We start from the raw sequence: 19,092 nt of genomic DNA on the forward strand, positions 1-19,092 counted from the left end.
GCCCGGCTGCAGCACGAATATCGCGCCGCCCAAGGCTGCATCGTCGCCCAGCGCCTGCGCCGGGCGGATGGTGGTGACGAACAGCAAGTCCAGATCGGGGCCGCCGAAGCTGCACATCGCGGGTTTGCTCGTGGGCACGCGAATGGAGCGGTCGAGCCGGCCCGCGGGTGTGAAGCGGTGCACCATGCCCGCGTCGTTGCCGCATACCCAATAGCACCCGTCGGTATCGACCGCGGCACCGTCGGGACGTCCGGGCAGCTCGCGCATGTCGACAAAGAGTCGGCGTTCGCCCAGCGAGCCGTCGTCGTTCAAGGGCAGCGTCCAGACCTTCTGCACGCCGGGGTGGCTGTCGCTCAGGTACATGGTCTTGCCGTCGGGGCTGAAGGCCAGCCCGTTCGGGGTCACCAATCCGTCGATCAGCGGCAGCGACAGGCCGCGGTCGTCCACGCGATACAGCCCGCCCGCGGGGCGCGCCAAGGCCATGTCGCGCACCATCGTGCCGGCCCAGAACCGGCCAGCGCGATCGCAGCGCCCGTCGTTGAAGCGCATGCCGTCTTCGGGATGTTCGACTTCGGAGAGCAGGGATTGCTTGAGTCGACCGTCATCTTCCGGTTGCAGATGAAAAACACCGGTTTCCATGCCGGCGATCAGCCCGCCTTGCGCGTGCAATGCGATGCAGGCAATGCGCTGGCTGGATTTCCAGCTGCGCACGCTGGCGTCCGAATGCGACCAGCAATGGAGCTGGCGGCCCTCTATGTCGACCCAGAACAATGCCTGTTCCGCAGTGCTCCATACCGGGCTTTCGCCGACCTGATCCCTGTGCAGCGGCAACAGCAGTTCCATGGCACTCATTCGAATGGGCCGGTGCGCACGAACGGGCCGCCCTGGAAAATGACGGCGGGATCGCCGTGGTCCAGAAGAGGCTCGGCGGCCTCGAGCTGGCCGCGGTAGGGCTCGGAGGTATCTTGCGGACGATAGCCTATGTGCTGCGTGCCGTTGTTGTCCCACCAGGCGGTGGTGTTGTCGCTCATGCCGTAAATGATGCTGTGTCCGACGACAGGCGCGGTGAGGCTGGCGATGATGAGCCGTTCCAGATCGTCGTAGCTGAGCCAGGTGGCGAGCATCCTGCGATTGCGCGGCTCGGGGAACGATGAGCCGATTCGCAGGCAGACGGTCTCGATGCCGTAGCGATCGAAATAGAAACGCGACAGGTCTTCGCCGAAGGCCTTCGACAAGCCGTAGAGGCCGTCCGGCCTGGCCGGATCGCGTACCGAGACCACTTGATCCTGTCGATAGAACCCCGTCACATGGTTGGAGCTGGCAAACACCACGCGTCTGACGCCCTGCTTGCGTGCGGCCTCGTAGAGGTTGTAGGCGCCGACGATATTGGCCTGCAGTATGGAATCCCAGGGTTGCTCGGTGGAAACGCCGCCCAGATGAACCACTGCATCCACGCCGTTCAGCAGCTCCAGTACCGCATCCGCATCTTCGAGGCGGGCGGGATGCAGTTCCTCGCCCTGTGCGGGCGCGCCCAGATCTGCAATGTCGGAAAGTCTGAGCACCTGGCTATAGGCCTTGAGTCGCGTGCGCAGTTCGCGGCCCAGGCCGCCTGCAGCGCCAGTGAGCAGCAGTCGTTGAAAACGTATGGAGGAAGAATGTGTTGGCATGGCAGTAAAACTTGGTGAAAGTCATCTGTCGTCGTATGACTAGGTGCCTATTATGTGCGGCACATTCATGGAAGAGAAAGTGTTTTCTATGGACTGTCCCTATTTTTGGTCGTCTGACGTCAACAAAACGCCATTCACCGCTAGCCTGTTATCGGTACGCTTTTGTCGGTGAGAAGGCTGGGGAATCGTCGACACAAGACGCCCGGGTCGCGCTGCGGGCTGCCGCAGGGATTTGTGCAGAGGATTCTCAGGGTTTTCGGTGAATGGGCGCCAGGCTACGTTCAACGGTGCAACCAAGATGCACGGATGGGGGGCACGGCACCCGGACTGCGCAGACAAGGCCGCGCAGGCAGGACTTGCTGATCACGCTGCGATGCTGGCGCGCACCAGGCTATGCCCTGGGCGTGACTCGAGCTCAAGTTGTCCGCCCAGCCGGGCGACGCGCGCATGCATGGACGACAGGCCTATGCCGCCCGTTTCGTGGCCCATGGCGGCGATGTCGAAGCCCACGCCGTTGTCGCGCACTTCCAGCGTGAGCACGCCGCGTGCGTCCTCGGTCAGCGAGATTTCCACTTCGGTCGCCGCGCTGTGCTTGAGCACATTGGACAAGGCTTCTTCCAGCAGACGCGTGAGTTCCATGCACAGCGCCACGCTGGGCGGCCTTGGCCAGGCCGCGAGGCAGGACCAGTGGCTGGTCATGTCCAGTTCATCGAACAGCGTGGAAAAGCGGTGGCGCGTGGGCGCCATCCATTCGGCCGGCGTCTCGGGAGTGTCTGCTTGGGCGGTGCGCCCGCCGTCCATCACGTTGCGCAGATCATCGCGCAGCGACTTGAGGGTGGAGACATGGCGGCTGGCCTCGGCATGGGTTTCGGCACTGTGCTCCGCCTGGATGATGGCGCGCACCAGCGCGCTGCCGAAGCCGTCGTGCAGGTCGTGAATGAACTGCAGTCGTTGCTGCAGGCGTGCGTTCGACAGCGCCAGCTGGTGTTCATTGCCCATCGTGGTTTCGAGTTCACGGCAGGCCTGCTCGACCGCTGCCCTGAGCTCCACATTGAAGCGTTCGGTACGCCGCATGCTGGCCGCGATGCGTGCGCCCAGCAACGCCGTGATGACCACCATGGTGATCAGGTTGGCGTAGGGCATCAGCAGCCGGGGCACGGGATTTCCGGAGAAAAAGGAGTACGCATCGACGACCGCGATGCACAAGAATCCCAGGCCCAGAAATGCATAGAAAACATCTTCGGTCCTGCGGCTGCGCCAGGCATGGAATAAAGGCACGATGCTGGCGATCACGAACACCAGCATATGCGTACTACACGCCAGATTCATCGTGAATTCCAGATGCGATTCCGGCATCAGCACGACCAGCAGTGACAGTCCCAGCGTCATGGCCGGCAGGCCGTGTTTCTGTCCGCGCAGGAACGAACGGCCCTGCAGCAGCGTGGTGAACATCGCATAGCAGGTGCAGAACACCATGAACGCGATGGCGTTGGCCCGCACCACGCCTGCCACATCACGGAGCGGCCAGGGATCGGTCGCCACCGTGTTGTAGATGAACAGCGACCAGGCCAGGTTCAGCAGCGCGTACCAGCCATGCAATGCCTGCTTGCGGTAGAGCAGCCAGATGCCGGCGAACAAGCCCGCGATGAATAGCGTGCCGACCAGATTGATTTCGAAGCGCGAGCGGTACGCCCATATGAATTTGTCATGCAGCGCTCGCAGTTGTGCGGCCGGGCCTACCCAGACCATGCCCAGGCCGGAGTGGACCAGCGCCTTTCCCTGGACTCGAATCCAGATCGCATTGCCTTCGGCCTGCAGCGCTGCCTGGGGCAGGACCCAGTACCTGGGCATGTTCCAGCTGCGCGAAAGCGGCTCCTGCAGGCTGGCGTCACGCCACAGCAAGGTGTCGTTCAGATAGACCTCGCCGGCCATGTTGATCGAGGGCACGAACAGCGCGATCGGCTCTTTTGTCGCGGCGGTACAGCCATGGGGCAACGGGATGCGGTACCAGGCCCCGCCGTTGTAGCCAGGCCAGCGCCTGGTCCAGTCGTCGGGCAGCGTCGTCGGTTGCCAGCCCTGGGTGGGCCGGTCGGTGGTGCCAGCCAGCTCCTGGGCGACATGGGCTTCGGTGATGGCGGGCGGGCAGGTCTGCGCCCAGGCCGACTGGAACAGGCTGCAGGTGAGCAGCAGCAGACCTAGCAGCAGTGTGCCGATATGGCAGCGCTTGGTCGCTATAGCAGCAGGCCGCGCCGAGGTTCTTTGTTGATGGCCTTGGGGCGCGAAGAAACTTTCAAATTTCGGTAAGTGTGCGTGGTGAGACATTCAACGGTGCGGCGTGAGATGAGGCAGCGGTTGCGCAAGATCCCCATTTGACTTGCCGTTGGCGACCAGTGCAAGGATTTGCGCCGGATATGTTGTCAGGACGCTAGGCGGCGTGCTCAACGCCCCAGGCGCGCGCGCACCAGACTGTGGCCTGGTCGGGACTCAAGATGCAACTTGCCTCCGAGCCTAGCGACCCGCGCATGCATGGACGACAGGCCTATGCCGCCGGTCTCCTGGCCCATGGCGGCGATGTCGAAGCCCACGCCGTTGTCGCGCACTTCGAGCGTGAGCACGCCGCGTGCGTCCTCGGTCAGCGCGACCTCCACTTCGGTCGCCGCGCTGTGCTTGAGCACATTGGACAAGGCTTCTTCGAGCAGGCGCGTGAGTTCCATGCACAGCGCCACGCCAGGCGGCCGGGGCCAGGCCGCGAGGCAGGACCAGTGGCTGGTCATGTCCAATTCATCGAACAGCGTGGAAAAACGGTGGCGCGTGGGCGCGAGCCATTCGGCGGGCGTGGCTGGTGTGGCGGAATGGGCCGTGTGCCTGCCGTCGATCACGTTGCGCAAATCATCGCGCAGGGAGCGCAGGGTGGAGACATGGCGGCTCGCCTCGGGATGGGTGTCCGCGTTGCGCTCCGCCTGGATGATGGCCCGCACCAGCGCGCTGCCGAAGCCGTCGTGCAGGTCGTGAATGAACTGCAGGCGCTCCTGCAGGCGCGAATTCGACAGCGCCGTCTGATGCTTCTTGTCCATCGTGGTTTCGAGTTCCCGGCAGGCCTGCTCGACCGCGGCCGTGAGCTCCACGTTGAAGCGTTCGGTGCGGCGCATGCTGGCCGCGATGCGCGCGCCCAGCACGCCGGTGATCAGGATCATGGCGAACAAGCTGGTGTAGGGCGCGAGCGTCATGGGCTCGGACGTCTTGAGCAAATAGCGGTTCAGATCGTGCACGGCGACGCACAGCATCAACAGCCCCGGCAAGGCCAGCAAGACATCCTTGAGGCTGCGGTAGCGCCAGGCATACACCAGCGGCGCGATGCTGGCGATCGTGAATGCCAGCATGTGGCTGCTCGTGCCCAGGTCCATCGTGGACTCCAGGTGTTTTTCCGGCATCAGCGCGACCAGCAGCGACATTCCCAGGGTGACGGCCTGCAGCCCGCGTTGCAGCCGGTGCGGGAGGGCACGCCCCAGCAGCTCGAAAATGAAAATGGCATAGCAGCTGCAGAACACCATGAAGGCAATGGCGTTGAACCGCGCCACGCTGGCGACCTCTTGGAACGGCCAGGGGTCGGTGGCGATCACGTTGTAGATGAACATAGCCCAGGCCAGGTTCAGCGCGGCAAACCAGCCATGCACGGATTGCTTGCGGTTGAGAAGCCAGATGCCGGAAAACAGGGCGGTGATGAACAGCGTTCCGATCAGATTGATCTTGAAGATCGTTCGATTCGACCAAACGAAATGCTCATGCAGCTCCAGCAGTTGTGCGGCCGGGCCTACCCTGATCGTGCCCAGACCGGGCTGTACCAGTGCCTCGCCCTGGATACGAATCCAGATCGCGTTGCCATCGGCCTGCAGCGCGGCCAGGGGCAGTATCCAGTACCGGGGCATGTTCCAGCTGCGCGACAGAGGCTCCTGCATGCTGGTGTCGCGCCAAAGCAAGGTGTCGTTCAGGTAGACCTCGCCGGCCATGTTGATCGAGGTGGCCAGCAGCGCCACGGGCTCCTGGGCCTGCAAGGCGGCCGAGCAGTCCTGGTTCAGGCTGATGCGGTACCAGACCACGCCGCTGTAGCCGGGCCAGCGCGTGGTCCAGGTGTCTGGCAGCGTCACCGGCTGCCAGTCGTGTGCAGGCCGGCCGGATGCGCCGGGCAGTTCCCTGGCCGCGTGCACGGCTCCGATGGTGATCGTGCAGGCTTGTGCCCAGGCCGACTGAAGCAGGCCGCATGCCAGCAGGATGAGGATGCGCAGCCGCATGCCAATACGGCAGTGTCTGGCCGCTATTGAAGCAGGCCGCGCAGGCGTCCTTCGTTGATGGCCTTGGTGCGCGAGGACACTTCGAGCTTGCGGTAGATGTGCGTGATGTGGCACTCCACCGTATAGCGCGAGATCTGCAGATGTTCCGCGATATCGCGGTTCGACTTTCCGTCGGCGACCAGCGCCAGGATCTGCGCTTCGCGCGTTGTCAGAATGCTGGGGGCCTGAACCCGGGGCGCGGCGTCTGGCCCGTCGTCTTTTGCCTGAGGCAGTTCGGCCAGGATATGCCGGGCGATGAAGGGGTCTATGGGCGCGCCGCCGCGCAGCACGCTGCGTATCGACAGCATCACTTCGAGGTCGTCGCGTTCCTTGAGCAGGTAGCCGGTGGCGCCCGCATGCAGCGCGCGCAATATGGTTTCCTGCGTGCTCCAGGCGGAGATCACCAGGATGCCCATGGAGGTGTCGCGCTGGCGCAGTTCGGCAATGAAATCACAGCCGTGGCCATCGGGCAGGCCCAGATCGACCAGGGCCAGCGCAAAGCGCCGGGCTTCGACCAGGCGGCGGGCCTCGGCCAGCGTGCCGGCGACATGAATGAAACCCGGGGAGTAGCCCAGCTCGCACATGATCTTGAGCAGGCGTTCCTGGATGGGCGACTCGTCTTCGACCAGCAACACCGGGCTGGGAAGGATGGGCGTGGCCGGCAACGCATTCTTTGACATAGTGTTGAGGGCTGGAAGCACTAGGAAGGTACAGAAGAATATACCTGGGCAGCGCCGCCTGCGCCATCCCTGGAAACTTGTAAGCCCGCCGCGGCGCGTGGGGCATCAGGTCAGAAAGCTGGCGCTGAAATCGCAGCATTCATAAGCCAATTCCGCGAGCTGCTTGAACAACTCGCTTTGCTGCTCCTGGCGGTACAGCATGTCGTAGACGACGGCGTCGTTGCTCAGGCCGGTATCCACCGGTACCAGGCGGCCGGCTTCGAGTTCCTGGCGCAGATAGCCGGTGGGCAGAAAACTCACGCCCTGGCCCGCGAGCGTCATTCCCACCAGCGGCAGCAGGCTGTTGGTGCGCAGCACCTGGTGGTTGCCCAACTGCTGGCTGCCCTGCAGATAGCGCTCGGTGATGAAGCCCAGGCCCGAGCCGTTGCCTTGCATCAGCAGCGGCGTATCCCAGGGTTCGTCGGCGCCGCGGCGCGCGAGCCGGGCTTTGACGCCGGGGCTGCCCAGCCATTCGAATTGCGCGGGTCCGAGTTCGCGGCGCACGAAGCCGGGCTGCTCGGAAAACCGCGGGATCACGATCAGATCGAGCGTCTGCGCGTCGGCTTTCGCCAGCAGGTCGGCGGAAAAATCCACATGCGGGCGGATGGAAAGCTGGGGGAAGCGGGCGTGCAGCGCGATCAGGTAGCGCGAAAGCCAGGTCGATGAGACCAGCTCCGTCACGCCGATGTTGATCACGCGGTCGATGTACTTCGGGTCCACCAGTTCGTCCATGAGGGCCTGGCGCTGGCGCAGCAACGATTCCGCCGCCTGGACCAGGATGCTTCCCTTGGCCGTCAAGCGCACTTTGCGTCCGCTGCGGTCGAACAGGCTTTCGCCGACGATCTGTTCTATCTCCTTGATGCGCTTGGAAATTCCGGCCTGCGTGGTGTGCAGCTGTTCGGCGGCGTTGACGAAGCTGCCGGTTTTTGCAATCCAGTAGACCGCCTCGATCTGTTTGAAGGTGAACATGGCACTTTCGAGTGATAACTTTTGGTTGTTGGGTAAGCGGATTAAATATCACTTTTTATTATTCGTATCCCTGGGTAGATTCGGCGCTCGAGACAACGAGCCTGAACATGACCGATACCGAAATTTCCGCAGCACTGGCGCAGATCCCCACCTCCCACCTGAGCGACAACCTGGATCGCATGCAGGGCATCGCGGGCTTGAACCGCTACCACGGCAGCAAGAAGCTGATCGGGCGCGCGTTGACGGTGAAAGTCAGGCCGGGCGACAACCTGTGGATCTACAAGGCGCTCACGCTGGGCAAGCCCGGCGATGTGCTGGTGGTCGACGGCCACGGCGAAACATCGAACGCGCTGATCGGCGAGCTGATCATGCTTTACGCCATCCAGCGCGGCTTCCATGGCTTTGTCGTCGACGGCGCGGTGCGCGACAGTGCAGCGTTTCTCGACGCCGGCTTTCCCTGCTATGCGAAGACGCTCAACCACAAGGGCCCCTACAAGCTGGGACCGGGGCAGATCAACGTGGCCGTCAACGTCTGCGGCCAGGTCGTCAATTCCGGCGACTGGGTCGTGGGTGACGAAGACGGGGTCGTGACTTTCGCGCCCGAGTCGGCGAACGAACTGATTGCCAAGGCGCTGGCCACGGCGGAAAAGGAGCGCGGCATCAAGCAGGAAATCAGCAACGGACATGTGTACCAGAAGTGGCTTTTCGACACGCTCGAGAAGAACCAACTGGTCTGAACAAAAACAAAAGGAGACAAGACTATGTTGAAGCAACTGAAAATCGTCGCATGCGGCGCCGCGCTGGCGCTGGGCGCCCATGGCATGGCCATGGCGCAGAACTTTCCCACCAAGCCGGTCAAGATCGTCGTGCCATGGGCACCGGGCGGCGCGACCGATGTGATCGCGCGCGTGCTGGGCCAGAAGCTGGGCGAGCGCCTGGGCCAGCCGGTGATCGTCGAAAACAAGGCGGGCGCGGGCGGCAATATCGGCACCGCGGCGTTCATTCGCGAGCCGGCCGACGGCCACACCTTGCTGATGGGCACCAGCAGCACCAATGCCATCAATCCCAGTCTCTACAAGGATCTGCCTTTCGATCCCGTCAAGGACTTCACGCCCATCATGCTGGTGGCCACCGTGCCCAACGTGCTGGTGGTTCCGGCCAACTCCAAGTTCAACTCCGTCGATGACCTGGTGAAGGCGGCCAAGGCCGAGCCCGGCAAGATTTCCTATGGCTCGGGCGGCAACGGCTCGTCGCAGCACATCGCGGCCGCGATCTTCACCAAGGTCTCGGGCAGCAACGTGATGCATGTGCCTTACAAGGGATCGGGCCCGGCGGCGGCCGACCTGATGGCCGGCCATATCGCGCTGATGTTCGACACCGGCTCCGTGGGCCATATCAAGGGGCAGAAGCTCAAGGCCCTGGCCGTGGCCTCGAGCCAGCGCGTGCCTGCGCTGCCCGATGTGAAGACCTTCGAGGAGCTGGGCTACAAGGGCGTGCAGGCCGCGGCCTGGTACGGCTTCTACGCGCCGGCCAAGACGCCGGCGAATGTCGCCGACCGGCTCAACAAGGAGCTCAACGCCGTGCTGCAGGACCCCGAAGTGAAGAAGCGCCTCAACGACTACGGCGCCATCGTCAACGGCGGCACGCGCGAGGAGTTCGCGCGCTTCACCAGCGCTGAAATCGAGCGCTACCGCAAGATCATCCAGGACGCGAAGATCGCGATCGAGTAAGCGCGCGGCGCGGCCTTCGCTCAGCGCTCGGGAAAGAGGTCGGCCAGCGAATCCAGGAAGTGGAACTTCTGCGGCCGCAGGGTATTGAAGCTGCGCCCGCCATCGTCTTCTTCCTGGAGGTGGAAGTTGCCCGCATCAAGCTCGGCCAGCATCCAGTCGACAAACGCCGCGATGCTGGGCGCGACGGCGATCTTGCGCTCTTCGTCGCGGCCGAAGCTGATCACCTGGCCATAGGTGCCCTGCACATCCGGGTCCAGATCGATTCCCAGGTAGTTGCCGCCCCAGTCGTAGGCGAACGGAATCCACAGCGCGTTCGCATACTGCTTTTTGACGTGGCCCGCAGGCGTCGATTGCATCTGGCTGTCCAGATCGGCCAGCGATTCGGGATCCATTTCCTTGCGCACATCGCGCCACATCTCGCACTCGCTTTGCACGCGCGCCAGCGGCAGAAAGTTCAGGCCGTACCAGGGGCCGGTGTTGATCGCCATCTGCTGGCCGTCGTGCCAGTGGTACAGCTGCACGAAGTCATCGGGCAGCCGCAGGCCCAGCGCGCTGGCGAAGTCGTCGAGCGCGGCAGCCGTGGCGCCGGGTTGCAGATCATCAACCACTTCCGGGAGGTGGGTCTTGAGCCAGTCTTCAAGGGCATGGAGCGTCTGCATGGGAATTCCTGGGTAAGGGTTGAAGTGCGGGGCGCTGGCTCAGGCCTTGCGCTCTTCCAGCGACAGCAGCAGCGTGGACAGGTGCGTGTCGAGCTGGGAAAGCACATCGGCGCGCAGCGCCGACAGCATTCGGCGTTCATTCTCGACATGCGCTTCCACGGCGCGGTCTATCAGCGCCAGGCCTGTGTCGGTGAGCTGCACCAGCATGCTGCGCGCGTCCTGTTCATTGGGCACGCGCTCGATGAAGCCGCGGCTCTCGAGCCGCTTGAGCCTGTGGGTCATGGTGCCCGAAGTCACCATCAGCGTGGAGAACAGTTCGGTAGGGCTCAGGCGGCAGGACGCGCCGCTGCGGCGCAGCGCGGCCAGCATGTCGAACTCCCAGAGGCACAGATCGAAGGGCGCAAAGCCGGCTTCGAGCTGCTGCTCCAGCAGCGCCGCGCAGCGCTTGATGCGGCCTATGGGGCCCATGGGGCTGGCGTCCAGATCGGGACGCTCGCGCTGCCATTGCGCAAGGATGGCATCCACGGCATCGGGCGTGCGGGCAAGGGTTTTTGTCTTCATATGTCTTGACTTCAAGATAACTGGCAAGCACAATCGATTTGTCTTGAGTTGAAGATACTAGCATGCACCTTACCGCTTCCCTGCGCCATTGGCGCGACGTTCTGCTGACCGCGCTCGCGCCCGCAATCTGGGGCTCGACCTATATCGTGGCCTCGGAAATCCTGCCGCCCGACCGGCCTTTCACCGCCGCGCTGATACGCGCCTTGCCCGCGGGCCTGCTGCTGTTGCTGTTCACGCGGGTCTTGCCCACGCGGCGCGACGCGTGGCGGCTGCTGGTGTTGAGCGCCCTGAATATCGGCGTATTCCAGGCGCTGCTGTTCGTCGCCGCCTACCGCCTGCCCGGCGGGCTGGCCGCGGTGCTGGGCGCGATACAGCCGTTGCTGGTGATGCTGCTGGCCTGGGCCGTGGACCGGCGCGCGCCGGCGCAGATCACGCTCTGGGCGGCCGTGGCCGGCGTGCTGGGCCTGGCCGTGCTGCTGCTGTCGCCGCAGACGGTGTTCGAGCCCGTGGGCATGGCCGCGGCCTTGCTGGGCGCGGCGTGCATGGCGACGGGCGTGTGGCTCACGCGCCGCTGGCAGCTGCCGCTTTCCGTCTTGCCGCTCACGGGCTGGCAGCTGACGCTGGGCGGCTTGATGCTCGCGCCCATCGCCTGGCTTGTCGATGCGCCGCTGCCGCCATTGACGCCCTTGCAATGGGCGGCCTATGCCTATCTGAGCCTGGCCGGCGCCTTGCTCGCCTACGCACTCTGGTTTCGCGGCGTGGCGCGCCTGCCCACGGTCGCCGTGGCCTCGCTGGGCCTGCTGAGCCCGCTCGCGGCCGTGGTGCTGGGCTGGACGCTGCTGGGCCAGGCGATCACGGGCATGGCGCTGTGGGGGTTGGTGATCGCCCTGGTCAGCGTCTTCGCCGTGCAATGGACCACGGCCCGCGGCCGGTAAACGCGCAGCTTTCGTTCTCTCCTTTTTCTTCTGTATCGACATGATTTCTTCCCTGCACGACGCGCTTGCATCCCGCACCTCCATCCATCAATTCCAGCCCGATCGCCCGCTGGACGACGCGCGCATCGCGGCGCTGGCGCGTCTGGCGACAACGGCGCCCACGGCCTACAACCTGCAGAACTGGCGGCTGATCGCCGTGCGTTCGCCTGAGGGCAAGGCAAGGCTGAAAGCCGCGGCTTTCGGCCAGCAGAAAATTGCCGATGCGTCGGTGGCCTTCATCGTCTGCGGCACGCTGGCCGCGCATGTGCATCTGGCGGCGGCGCTGCAGCCCAGCGTCGCCGCCGGCATCCTGCAACAGCCCGTGGCCGACGCGTGGGTGGCGCAGGCCCACGCGTCCCACGAAGGCAATGCCGCGCTGCAGCGCGATGAGGCCCAGCGTTCGGCGTCCATGGCTGCGATGACGCTGATGCTCGCGGCGCAAGGCATGGGTCTGGGCTCATGCGCCATGGGAGGCTTCGATGCGCAGCAGGTGGCGGCGGAATTCGGACTGACTGCCCTGGAGCTGCCGGTGATGATTGTTGCGGTGGGCTATGCCGGCACGGGCAATGGGGCGCAGAAGCCGCGCAAAGCGCTGGCTGAAGTGCTGACACTGGCCTGAGCGCGGGCCGCGCGACTGATTGTCGCGCGCCCTGTGGCGCCTGCGCCACCCTTGCGGCGGGGGCTTGCTTTAGAATGCGAACGGTTCTCATCCAGGGTGGCATCGCGCCCGGCCTTTGTGAGCAAGGAAGCCATGTCCACCGCCGAACCCATCGCACCATCGTCAAGCATTCAAGGTCTTTATCTGGACCACCACGGGTGGCTGCAGGGCTGGCTGCGCCGCAGGCTGGGCAGCGCCGCGGATGCGGCAGACCTGGCGCACGACACTTTCGTGCGCCTGCTCAGCGGCGCGCAACGCCCACAGTTCGCGGGCGTGGGCCAGGCGCGTGCGTATCTGCGCGTCACGGCGCAAAACCTCTGCATCAATCTGTGGCGCCGCCAGGAAATCGAACGCGCCTGGCTGGAAATCCTTGCCGCCACGCCCGAATCCCGCTATCCCTCGGCCGAACGCCAGGCGATCGTGCTGCAGGCGCTCGAAGAAGTCGGCGCGATGCTGCAAAGCCTGTCGCCCAAGGCGGCACGGGCCTTCACGCTGGCCGTGGTCTGCGAAATGACCGACGACGAAGTCGGCGCCGCGCTGCAGGTCTCGGGTCGCATGGTGCGCAAGTACGTGGCGCAGGCCATGCTCGGCTGCCTGAGCCTGCGCGCGCGAGAGACCGCGCTGGCCTTGCGCGCCGAGCCGGGCGGCTGATGGAACGCAGCGCGCCCGTCACCGAGCCTTCGCACGCGGCCCTGGAGCAGGCCGCCGAGTGGTATGCCTGCCTGCGCGATGGCCGGGCCGGCGCGGCCGAGCGCGCGGCCTGGAGCCACTGGCGCGATGCGGCCGAGGAACACGCCACGGCCTGGCGTTATGTCGAGGAGATCAGCCGCACCTTCGAGCCCGTGCAGACGCTGTCGAATGCGCGCACCACGGCCGATCAGCTGACTGCGGCCCACGATCGCCTGCGCAGCCGCCGGCGCCTGCTGGCCGGCGTGGCGCTGCTCGCCAGCGGCGGTTTCGCGGGCATGCTGGCCTGGCGCCAGACCGGGCTGCCCGGCGAACTGCTGGCCTGGGGCGCGGACCACCGCACGCGCGTGGGCGAACAGCGCACGATCACGTTGGCCGACGGCTCGCGCCTTTGGCTCAACACCGCGACGGCGATCGATGTGCGCTTCACGGCCGACACGCGCCGCATCGTGTTGCACACGGGAGAAATCTTTCTGCAGACGGCCCGGGATGCGGCGCGGCCCCTGGTGGTCGATACGCCGCAGGGCCGCATGCGCGCGCTGGGCACGCGCTTCAATGTGCGCCTCGATGGTCCCCGTACACAGCTCGCAGTGTACGAGGGCGCGGTGGAAATCCGCACCGCGGACAGCGGCGCGACGGCGGTGGTCGCGGCCGGCCGGCAGGCGGGCTTCACGGCCGCGCAGATCGAGCCGGCCGCTGCGGCCGACCTGGCGCGCGAGGCCTGGACCCAGGGCACGCTGGTCGCCGACAACATTCCGCTGGGCGAAGTGCTGCGCGAGCTGCGCCGCTATCGCCGCGGCCACCTCGGCGTGGCCGACGAAGTCGCGGGCCTGACGGTCTACGGCAATCTGCCCATACACGACACCGACCGCGTGCTGGCCATGCTGGCCTCGGCGCTGCCGATACGCATAGCGCAGCCCTTGCCCTGGTGGACCAGCATAGAAGCCAGGCGCTGAAATTATTTTCGTTTCCGAGGTTCCGGGTTTGGCGGTCTCGCTGGTTTAAGGGAAGAGAAGACAAGCATGTCGCCGCGCCGCCGCCGCAGCGCGCCGCGGTCTTCGTTTCCATCACCGACCCATTGCCTGAGGAATTCCACCCATGTCGCAACGCCGCCCGGCCGCCATCGCCGGTTCGAACCTTCCCGCCCTGCGCCCCCTGGCGCTGGCCATTCATCTGCTCGCCCTGGGCGCAACCCTGGCCGTGGTCGGCCAGCCCACGCCGGCGCTGGCCCAGGCCGGCCGCAGCTATGACATTCCGGCGAGCGCGCTGGCGACCGTGCTCACGCGCTTCTCGCGCGAAGCCGGCGTCTATCTCGTGGGCTCGGGCAGCATGGTCGAGGGCAAGAACAGCCCCGGTCTCAAGGGCAGCTATGGCGTCGAAGCCGGCTTTGCGGCCGTGCTCGCGGGCACAGGCCTCGAGGCCCAGCGCCAGGCCGATGGCAGCTATGGCCTGCGCGCCGCCGCCAAGGCGGCTCCCGCCGTGGGCAGCAGCGTGATGCCGGAAGTCACGGTCTCGGGCAAGGCCCCGGGCTCGACCACCGAAGGCACGGGCTCGTACACCTCGTTTTCGACCAGCAGCTCGACCCGCCTGAATCTGACACCGCAGGAAACGCCGCAGTCGGTGACGGTGCTCACGCGCCAGCGCATGGACGATCAGAAGCTCGACAACCTGGTCGACGCGCTCGAGGCCACGGCCGGCATCATCGTCCAGCACACGACCTACGGACAGGACAGCCCCGCGATTTATGCGCGCGGTTCCAGCCTCAACAACTACCAGATCGACGGGGTGCCGGTGTCAACGAGCATGAGTCCGTTCCTGTCGAACACTGCGGCCTATGACCGCATCGAAGTGGTGCGCGGCGCGACCGGCATCATGAACGGCCTGGGCACGCCCGCGGCCACGGTCAACCTGATTCGCAAGCGGCCCACGGCCCAGCGCCAGGCCAGCGTGACGGCCCAGGCCGGCAGCTGGAACCGCGTGGGTGCGGGCTTCGATGTCTCGGGGGCGGTCAACGAGGAGCAGTCCATTCGCGCGCGCCTGGTGGCCGATGGCACGCGTCGCAACGGCTGGGTCGACCGCTTCAAGCAGGAAGACCTGGCGCTGTACGGCATCGCCGAAATGGACCTGGGCCGCGACACGCTGCTCACGGCCGGCTTCAGCCATCTGCAGCAGGACAGCAACTCGGCCATCCAGGGCCGGCCGCTGCTGTTCGCAGACGGCACGCCCACGCCGCAGTCGCTGGGCGACAACCGCAGCCAGCCCTGGCGCTTCTACGACCACAGCAGCACGGGCGGGTTCACGTCGATCGAACACAAGTTCGCCCCGGGCTGGGTGGGCAAGGCCGAGTACACCAACACGCGCTACAAGTACGACGGCATGGTGGGCAGCATCTGGACGGGCCAGGACGCGAGCGGCGCGGGTTCGCGCATCTACGCCAGCCACTGGAACAGCAAGCCCGAACAGCAAAGCCTCGATGCCTATGTCACGGGCGCCTTCCCGCTGTTCGGCCGCAGCCATGAGCTGATCGCGGGCGTGACGCTGTCGCAGTTCGAGCAGCAGGGCCCAAGCTACACGCGCGACCCGGCCTACAGCATCTTCATCAACTACCACGACTGGGTAGACGCGCCCACGCCGGCCTTCACGGCCACCGCCGGCAGCAAGACCCGCGAACGCCAGGACAACGCCTTCCTCAACACGCGCCTGAGCCTCACCGATGCGACCAGCGTGCTGCTGGGCGCACGGCTGACCCATTGGCAGATGGACGTCACGCCTGCCACGGATGCGGCCTACCGGCAAAAGGAGAATGTGCTGGTGCCGTATGCCGGCCTCGTGCATGCGCTCGATGACACCTGGTCGGTCTATGCGAGCTACACCAAGATCTTCCGTCCGCAGGACTACGGCATCCTCGAGATGAACGCCCAGCAGGTCGATCCCGAGGAGGGCCAGGGCTTCGAAACCGGCGTCAAGGCCAGCTTCTTCGAAGGCAAGCTCAATTCCAGCCTGTCGCTGTACCAGACCAAGCTCAAGAACATCGCGGTCTGGAACGCCCAGGACTTCCGCTACGACATCTCGGGCCTGACCACCACGCGCGGCGTGGAGCTCGAAGGCAATGGCGAACTCGCCAAGGGCTGGCAGCTCACCGCGGGCTATGCGTTTGCGCGCAGCGAGGACACCGCGGGCCAGCGCGTGTCGAACTACCTGCCGTTGCACAGCCTCAAGGTGTTCACCGCTTACCGGCTGCCGGGCGACTGGAGCCGGCTCACGCTGGGCGGCGGCGTCAACTGGCAGAGCGCGACCAATGGCGACGGGGACAGCCCGCTCAATGTGCGCCAGGGCGCGGTGCCGCTGGTCAATCTGATGGCGCGCTACGAAGTCGACCAGCAACTGTCGCTGGCTTTCCATCTGAACAACGCGCTCGACAAGCGCTACTACGCTTCGGGCGGCGGTGCCTACGGCACTTACGGCCCGCCGCGCAACTTCGCGGTGTCGGCAAAGTACCGCTTCTGAGGCCGCGCAGATGCGCTGACTTTTGTGATGCTATAACATCGGTTCCCGGTCCGGGCGCGGGCTTTGCCGCCGCGCCGGTCTTCTTTTGCGATCCGGAGTTGCCGATGTTCAAACCCTTTCTGGCCTTGGTCCTGGCCGCCACCGCATTGTCTGCCGCCGCGCACCAGCATGCGCATACGCATGGCCTGATGACGCTCGACGTCGCGGTCGACGCCCAGACCGTCACGCTGGCGATCGCCTCGCCGCTCGACAGCTTTCTTGGCTTCGAGCGCGCGCCGCGCACCGACGCCGAGCGCAAGCGCGTGGCCGACATGGTCGCGCGCCTCAAGGCCGCCGACCAGCTGTTCCAGCCCGATGCCGCGGCCGACTGCAAGCTCACCAAGGTCGAGCTCGAATCCGCGGCCCTGGGCCTGGGCACCGCGCATGACCATGGCCATGGCGAGAAAGGCGAGCATGCCGACATCGCCGTCGACATCGTCTTCACCTGCGCCAAGGCTGCGGATGCGCGCTTCATCGACGTCAAGCTGTTCGACGCCTATCCGCGCCTGCGCAGCATCGACGCCCAGGTGGCCGCGCCCCAGGGCCAGTTCAAACGCAGCCTGCGGCCAGGCGCCGCGCGGCTGGGCCTGACGCGCTGAGCGCCGCCATGACGGCCGGCTTGCTCGATTTGCAGGACCTGCGCTTTGCCTGGCCGGGCAGCGCGCACGACTGCCTGGACATCGCCGCGCTGCAGGTCGCGGCCGGTGAAACCGTGTTCCTGCACGGCCCCAGCGGCTGCGGCAAGAGCACGCTGCTGTCGCTGCTCGCGGGCGTGCTGCTGCCGCAGTCGGGCCGCGTGGCCCTGGGCGGCGTGCATTGGGGCGATCTGCGCGCCAGCGCGCGCGACCGACACCGCGTCGACCATGTGGGCTATATCTTCCAGCAGTTCAATCTGCTGCCGTATCTGACGGCGCTCGACAACGTGCTGCTGCCTTGCCGCTTTTCCGCGCGCCGCAGCGCGGCCGCGCAGCGCAACAGCCGCTCGCTGCGCGCCGAGGGCCAGCACTGGCTGGCCGGCATGGGGCTGAACGCGTCGGTCTGGGACCGGCCCGCGCACACGCTGTCGGTGGGCCAGCAGCAGCGCGTCGCCGCGGCGCGCGCGCTTGTCGGCCAGCCCGACCTGGTGATCGCCGACGAACCGACTTCGGCGCTCGACGAAGACCGGCGCGACATTTTTCTCGATCTGCTGCTGTCGGCCTGTGCCGAGGCGCGCAGCGCGCTGGTGCTGGTGAGCCATGACCGGCGCATCGCGCAGCGCTTCGGGCGCGAAGTGTCGCTGCCGCAGATCAACCGCGCGGCCTCGGCCGCCGAGGGGGACGCATGAAAGGCGGATTCCTGCTGGGCCTGGCCTGGCGCAGCGCCTGGAACCGGCGCTTCACGCTGGCGCTGACCGTGTGCTCGATCGCGCTGTCGACCTTCATGCTGCTGGGCGTGGAGCGCGTGCGCACCGATCTGCGCAGCAGCTTCAGTTCGGCGGTGTCGGGCACCGATCTGATCGTGGGCGCGCGCACCGGCTCCACGCAACTGCTGCTGTACGCGGTGTTCCATGTGGGCGCGGCGACCAACAACATCCGCTGGAGCAGCGTCGAGGCGCTGCAGAAGCTGCGCGGCGTCGCCTGGGTCGTGCCGCTGTCGCTGGGCGATTCGCACCAGGGCTTTCCGGTGCTGGGCACCACGCCGGCCTACTTCGATCACTTCCGCTATGGCGAGCAGCAGCCGCTGGCGCTGCGCGAAGGCCGGCGTTTTGACGATCTCTACGATGTGGTGATCGGTGCCGAACTCGCCGACCGCCTGGGCTACCGGCTGGGCCAGCGCATCACGCTGGCGCACGGCATGGGCCAAGTGCAGCTGGGCGGCGACCATGCGGACAAGCCGTTCACCATCACCGGCATTCTGGCGCGCACCGGCACGCCCGTCGATCGCACGGCGCACATCAGCCTCGAGGCGCTCGAGGCCATCCATGTCGACTGGGTCGTGGGCGCGCCGCTGCCCGGGCGGCGCATAGATGCCGAACAGGCGCGCGCCATGGACCTGACGCCCAAGAGCGTCACCGCGGCGCTGGTGGGTCTGCACAACCGCGCGGCGGTGTTCTCGGTGCAGCGCCAGGTCAACAACTTCGGCGCCGAGCCGCTGATGTCGATTCTTCCCGGCGTGGCCCTCGATGAACTGTGGGACGTCGTGGGCGCGGGCGAGAAGGCGCTGCTGCTGATGTCGGGTCTGGTGGCCCTGGTCAGCATGGCGGGCCTGATGTCGGTGATTCTCGCGGGCCTGAACGAGCGCCGGCGCGAACTTGCAGTGCTGCGCGCCGTCGGCGCGGGCCCGCAGCATGTGCTGGCGCTGCTGGCGCTCGAAGGCATTCTGCTGACGCTGGCCGGCATCGCCGTGGGCATCGTCGCGCTGGTGGCCTGCGTGGCGGCGTTGAACCCCTGGTTACAGGCGAGCTTTGGCCTGACGCTGCATCTGGGGCAAACTACGTCCCTGCAGTGGCTGCTGCTCGCCGGGCTGCTGCTCGCGGGCTGGCTTGCCAGTCTGCTGCCGGGCTGGCGCGCCTACCGCCTGTCGCTGGCCGATGGCCTGTCTCCGAGAATCTGACG

18 protein-coding genes are annotated in these 19,092 nt (G+C 66.1%); 10 read left to right on the top strand and 8 right to left on the bottom strand.

Annotated elements, in window-relative coordinates; genetic code table 11:
- The 6 genes from KHY18_RS05970 to KHY18_RS05995 form a co-directional block, all read right to left on the bottom strand.
- Positions 1 to 843, bottom strand: an 843-nt coding sequence (locus KHY18_RS05970) for an SMP-30/gluconolactonase/LRE family protein (protein ID WP_213295567.1), incomplete at its 3' end; no start/stop codon positions are given.
- A gap of 5 nt (positions 844 to 848) precedes the next feature.
- Entirely contained in the window at positions 849 to 1,667 is an 819-nt protein-coding gene (locus KHY18_RS05975) for an NAD-dependent epimerase/dehydratase family protein (RefSeq protein WP_213295570.1), read from the bottom strand.
- Between the two features lie 363 nt (positions 1,668 to 2,030).
- Positions 2,031 to 3,989 carry a sensor histidine kinase gene (locus KHY18_RS05980; RefSeq protein WP_213295573.1) on the bottom strand — a complete coding sequence of 653 codons (1,959 nt, stop codon included), beginning with the start codon at positions 3,987 to 3,989 and terminating at the stop codon, positions 2,031 to 2,033.
- Between the two features lie 116 nt (positions 3,990 to 4,105).
- Positions 4,106 to 5,956 carry a sensor histidine kinase gene (locus KHY18_RS05985; RefSeq protein ID WP_213295576.1) on the bottom strand — a complete coding sequence of 617 codons (1,851 nt, stop codon included), beginning with the start codon at positions 5,954 to 5,956 and terminating at the stop codon, positions 4,106 to 4,108.
- A gap of 23 nt (positions 5,957 to 5,979) precedes the next feature.
- A complete protein-coding gene (locus KHY18_RS05990) occupies positions 5,980 to 6,675 on the bottom strand; it encodes a response regulator transcription factor (RefSeq protein WP_213295579.1) in 696 nt (231 codons plus the stop codon).
- Positions 6,676 to 6,780: 105 nt separating this feature from the next.
- Positions 6,781 to 7,683 (bottom strand): LysR family transcriptional regulator, encoded by a 903-nt coding sequence (locus KHY18_RS05995; protein WP_213295593.1) that lies wholly within the window; start codon positions 7,681 to 7,683, stop codon positions 6,781 to 6,783.
- A 107-nt stretch (positions 7,684 to 7,790) separates the two neighbouring features.
- On the opposite strand from KHY18_RS05995, the gene KHY18_RS06000 reads away from it, so the two are divergent.
- Positions 7,791 to 8,420, top strand: a complete 630-nt coding sequence (locus KHY18_RS06000; RefSeq protein WP_213295605.1) for an RraA family protein — start codon at positions 7,791 to 7,793, stop codon at positions 8,418 to 8,420.
- Positions 8,421 to 8,444: 24 nt separating this feature from the next.
- On the top strand, positions 8,445 to 9,413 hold the full coding sequence (locus tag KHY18_RS06005; RefSeq protein ID WP_213295608.1) for a Bug family tripartite tricarboxylate transporter substrate binding protein: 969 nt from the start codon (positions 8,445 to 8,447) through the stop codon (positions 9,411 to 9,413).
- Positions 9,414 to 9,433: 20 nt separating this feature from the next.
- On the opposite strand, the gene KHY18_RS06010 is transcribed toward KHY18_RS06005, so the two are convergent.
- Positions 9,434 to 10,072 carry an SMI1/KNR4 family protein gene (locus KHY18_RS06010; protein WP_213295616.1) on the bottom strand — a complete coding sequence of 213 codons (639 nt, stop codon included), beginning with the start codon at positions 10,070 to 10,072 and terminating at the stop codon, positions 9,434 to 9,436.
- A gap of 39 nt (positions 10,073 to 10,111) precedes the next feature.
- Positions 10,112 to 10,633 (bottom strand): MarR family winged helix-turn-helix transcriptional regulator, encoded by a 522-nt coding sequence (locus KHY18_RS06015; protein WP_213295623.1) that lies wholly within the window; start codon positions 10,631 to 10,633, stop codon positions 10,112 to 10,114.
- A gap of 62 nt (positions 10,634 to 10,695) precedes the next feature.
- On the opposite strand from KHY18_RS06015, the gene KHY18_RS06020 reads away from it, so the two are divergent.
- The 8 genes from KHY18_RS06020 (at position 10,696) to KHY18_RS06055 (ending at position 19,090) form a co-directional block, all read left to right on the top strand.
- Positions 10,696 to 11,568 (top strand): EamA family transporter, encoded by an 873-nt coding sequence (locus KHY18_RS06020; RefSeq protein ID WP_213295626.1) that lies wholly within the window; start codon positions 10,696 to 10,698, stop codon positions 11,566 to 11,568.
- Positions 11,569 to 11,608: 40 nt separating this feature from the next.
- Positions 11,609 to 12,226 carry a nitroreductase family protein gene (locus tag KHY18_RS06025; protein ID WP_213295628.1) on the top strand — a complete coding sequence of 206 codons (618 nt, stop codon included), beginning with the start codon at positions 11,609 to 11,611 and terminating at the stop codon, positions 12,224 to 12,226.
- 132 nt (positions 12,227 to 12,358) lie between these two features.
- The gene (locus tag KHY18_RS06030; RefSeq protein WP_213295630.1) at positions 12,359 to 12,916 is read left to right on the top strand and encodes a sigma-70 family RNA polymerase sigma factor; all 558 of its coding nucleotides are present in this window, start codon (positions 12,359 to 12,361) and stop codon (positions 12,914 to 12,916) included.
- On the top strand, positions 12,916 to 13,908 hold the full coding sequence (locus KHY18_RS06035) for a FecR family protein (RefSeq protein WP_213295633.1): 993 nt from the start codon (positions 12,916 to 12,918) through the stop codon (positions 13,906 to 13,908). Before KHY18_RS06030 ends, KHY18_RS06035 begins: the two co-directional genes overlap by 1 nt.
- 142 nt (positions 13,909 to 14,050) lie before the next feature.
- On the top strand, positions 14,051 to 16,459 hold the full coding sequence (locus KHY18_RS06040) for a TonB-dependent siderophore receptor (RefSeq protein ID WP_213295635.1): 2,409 nt from the start codon (positions 14,051 to 14,053) through the stop codon (positions 16,457 to 16,459).
- Between the two features lie 104 nt (positions 16,460 to 16,563).
- Entirely contained in the window at positions 16,564 to 17,097 is a 534-nt protein-coding gene (locus KHY18_RS06045; RefSeq protein ID WP_213295637.1) for a DUF2796 domain-containing protein, read from the top strand.
- A gap of 8 nt (positions 17,098 to 17,105) precedes the next feature.
- Complete coding sequence (locus KHY18_RS06050) at positions 17,106 to 17,822, top strand: ATP-binding cassette domain-containing protein (RefSeq protein ID WP_213295639.1); 717 nt, start codon at positions 17,106 to 17,108, stop codon at positions 17,820 to 17,822.
- Complete coding sequence (locus tag KHY18_RS06055; protein ID WP_213295641.1) at positions 17,819 to 19,090, top strand: ABC transporter permease; 1,272 nt, start codon at positions 17,819 to 17,821, stop codon at positions 19,088 to 19,090. The genes KHY18_RS06050 and KHY18_RS06055 overlap by 4 nt, the downstream gene beginning before the upstream one ends.
- The last annotated feature ends 2 nt before the right edge of the window (positions 19,091 to 19,092 follow it).

Source organism: Acidovorax sp. CCYZU-2555 (assembly GCF_018413525.1).
Classification (GTDB): Bacteria; Pseudomonadota; Gammaproteobacteria; order Burkholderiales; family Burkholderiaceae_C; genus Comamonas.

Coding starts and splice junctions, on each gene's coding strand:
- KHY18_RS05975 (WP_213295570.1), bottom strand. CDS start 1,667: ATGCCAACACATTCTTCCTCCATACGTTTTCAACGACTGCTGCTCACT.
- KHY18_RS05980 (WP_213295573.1), bottom strand. CDS start 3,989: ATGTCTCACCACGCACACTTACCGAAATTTGAAAGTTTCTTCGCGCCC.
- KHY18_RS05985 (WP_213295576.1), bottom strand. CDS start 5,956: ATGCGGCTGCGCATCCTCATCCTGCTGGCATGCGGCCTGCTTCAGTCG.
- KHY18_RS05990 (WP_213295579.1), bottom strand. CDS start 6,675: ATGTCAAAGAATGCGTTGCCGGCCACGCCCATCCTTCCCAGCCCGGTG.
- KHY18_RS05995 (WP_213295593.1), bottom strand. CDS start 7,683: ATGTTCACCTTCAAACAGATCGAGGCGGTCTACTGGATTGCAAAAACC.
- KHY18_RS06000 (WP_213295605.1), top strand. CDS start 7,791: ATGACCGATACCGAAATTTCCGCAGCACTGGCGCAGATCCCCACCTCC.
- KHY18_RS06005 (WP_213295608.1), top strand. CDS start 8,445: ATGTTGAAGCAACTGAAAATCGTCGCATGCGGCGCCGCGCTGGCGCTG.
- KHY18_RS06010 (WP_213295616.1), bottom strand. CDS start 10,072: ATGCAGACGCTCCATGCCCTTGAAGACTGGCTCAAGACCCACCTCCCG.
- KHY18_RS06015 (WP_213295623.1), bottom strand. CDS start 10,633: ATGAAGACAAAAACCCTTGCCCGCACGCCCGATGCCGTGGATGCCATC.
- KHY18_RS06020 (WP_213295626.1), top strand. CDS start 10,696: ATGCACCTTACCGCTTCCCTGCGCCATTGGCGCGACGTTCTGCTGACC.
- KHY18_RS06025 (WP_213295628.1), top strand. CDS start 11,609: ATGATTTCTTCCCTGCACGACGCGCTTGCATCCCGCACCTCCATCCAT.
- KHY18_RS06030 (WP_213295630.1), top strand. CDS start 12,359: ATGTCCACCGCCGAACCCATCGCACCATCGTCAAGCATTCAAGGTCTT.
- KHY18_RS06035 (WP_213295633.1), top strand. CDS start 12,916: ATGGAACGCAGCGCGCCCGTCACCGAGCCTTCGCACGCGGCCCTGGAG.
- KHY18_RS06040 (WP_213295635.1), top strand. CDS start 14,051: ATGTCGCAACGCCGCCCGGCCGCCATCGCCGGTTCGAACCTTCCCGCC.
- KHY18_RS06045 (WP_213295637.1), top strand. CDS start 16,564: ATGTTCAAACCCTTTCTGGCCTTGGTCCTGGCCGCCACCGCATTGTCT.
- KHY18_RS06050 (WP_213295639.1), top strand. CDS start 17,106: ATGACGGCCGGCTTGCTCGATTTGCAGGACCTGCGCTTTGCCTGGCCG.
- KHY18_RS06055 (WP_213295641.1), top strand. CDS start 17,819: ATGAAAGGCGGATTCCTGCTGGGCCTGGCCTGGCGCAGCGCCTGGAAC.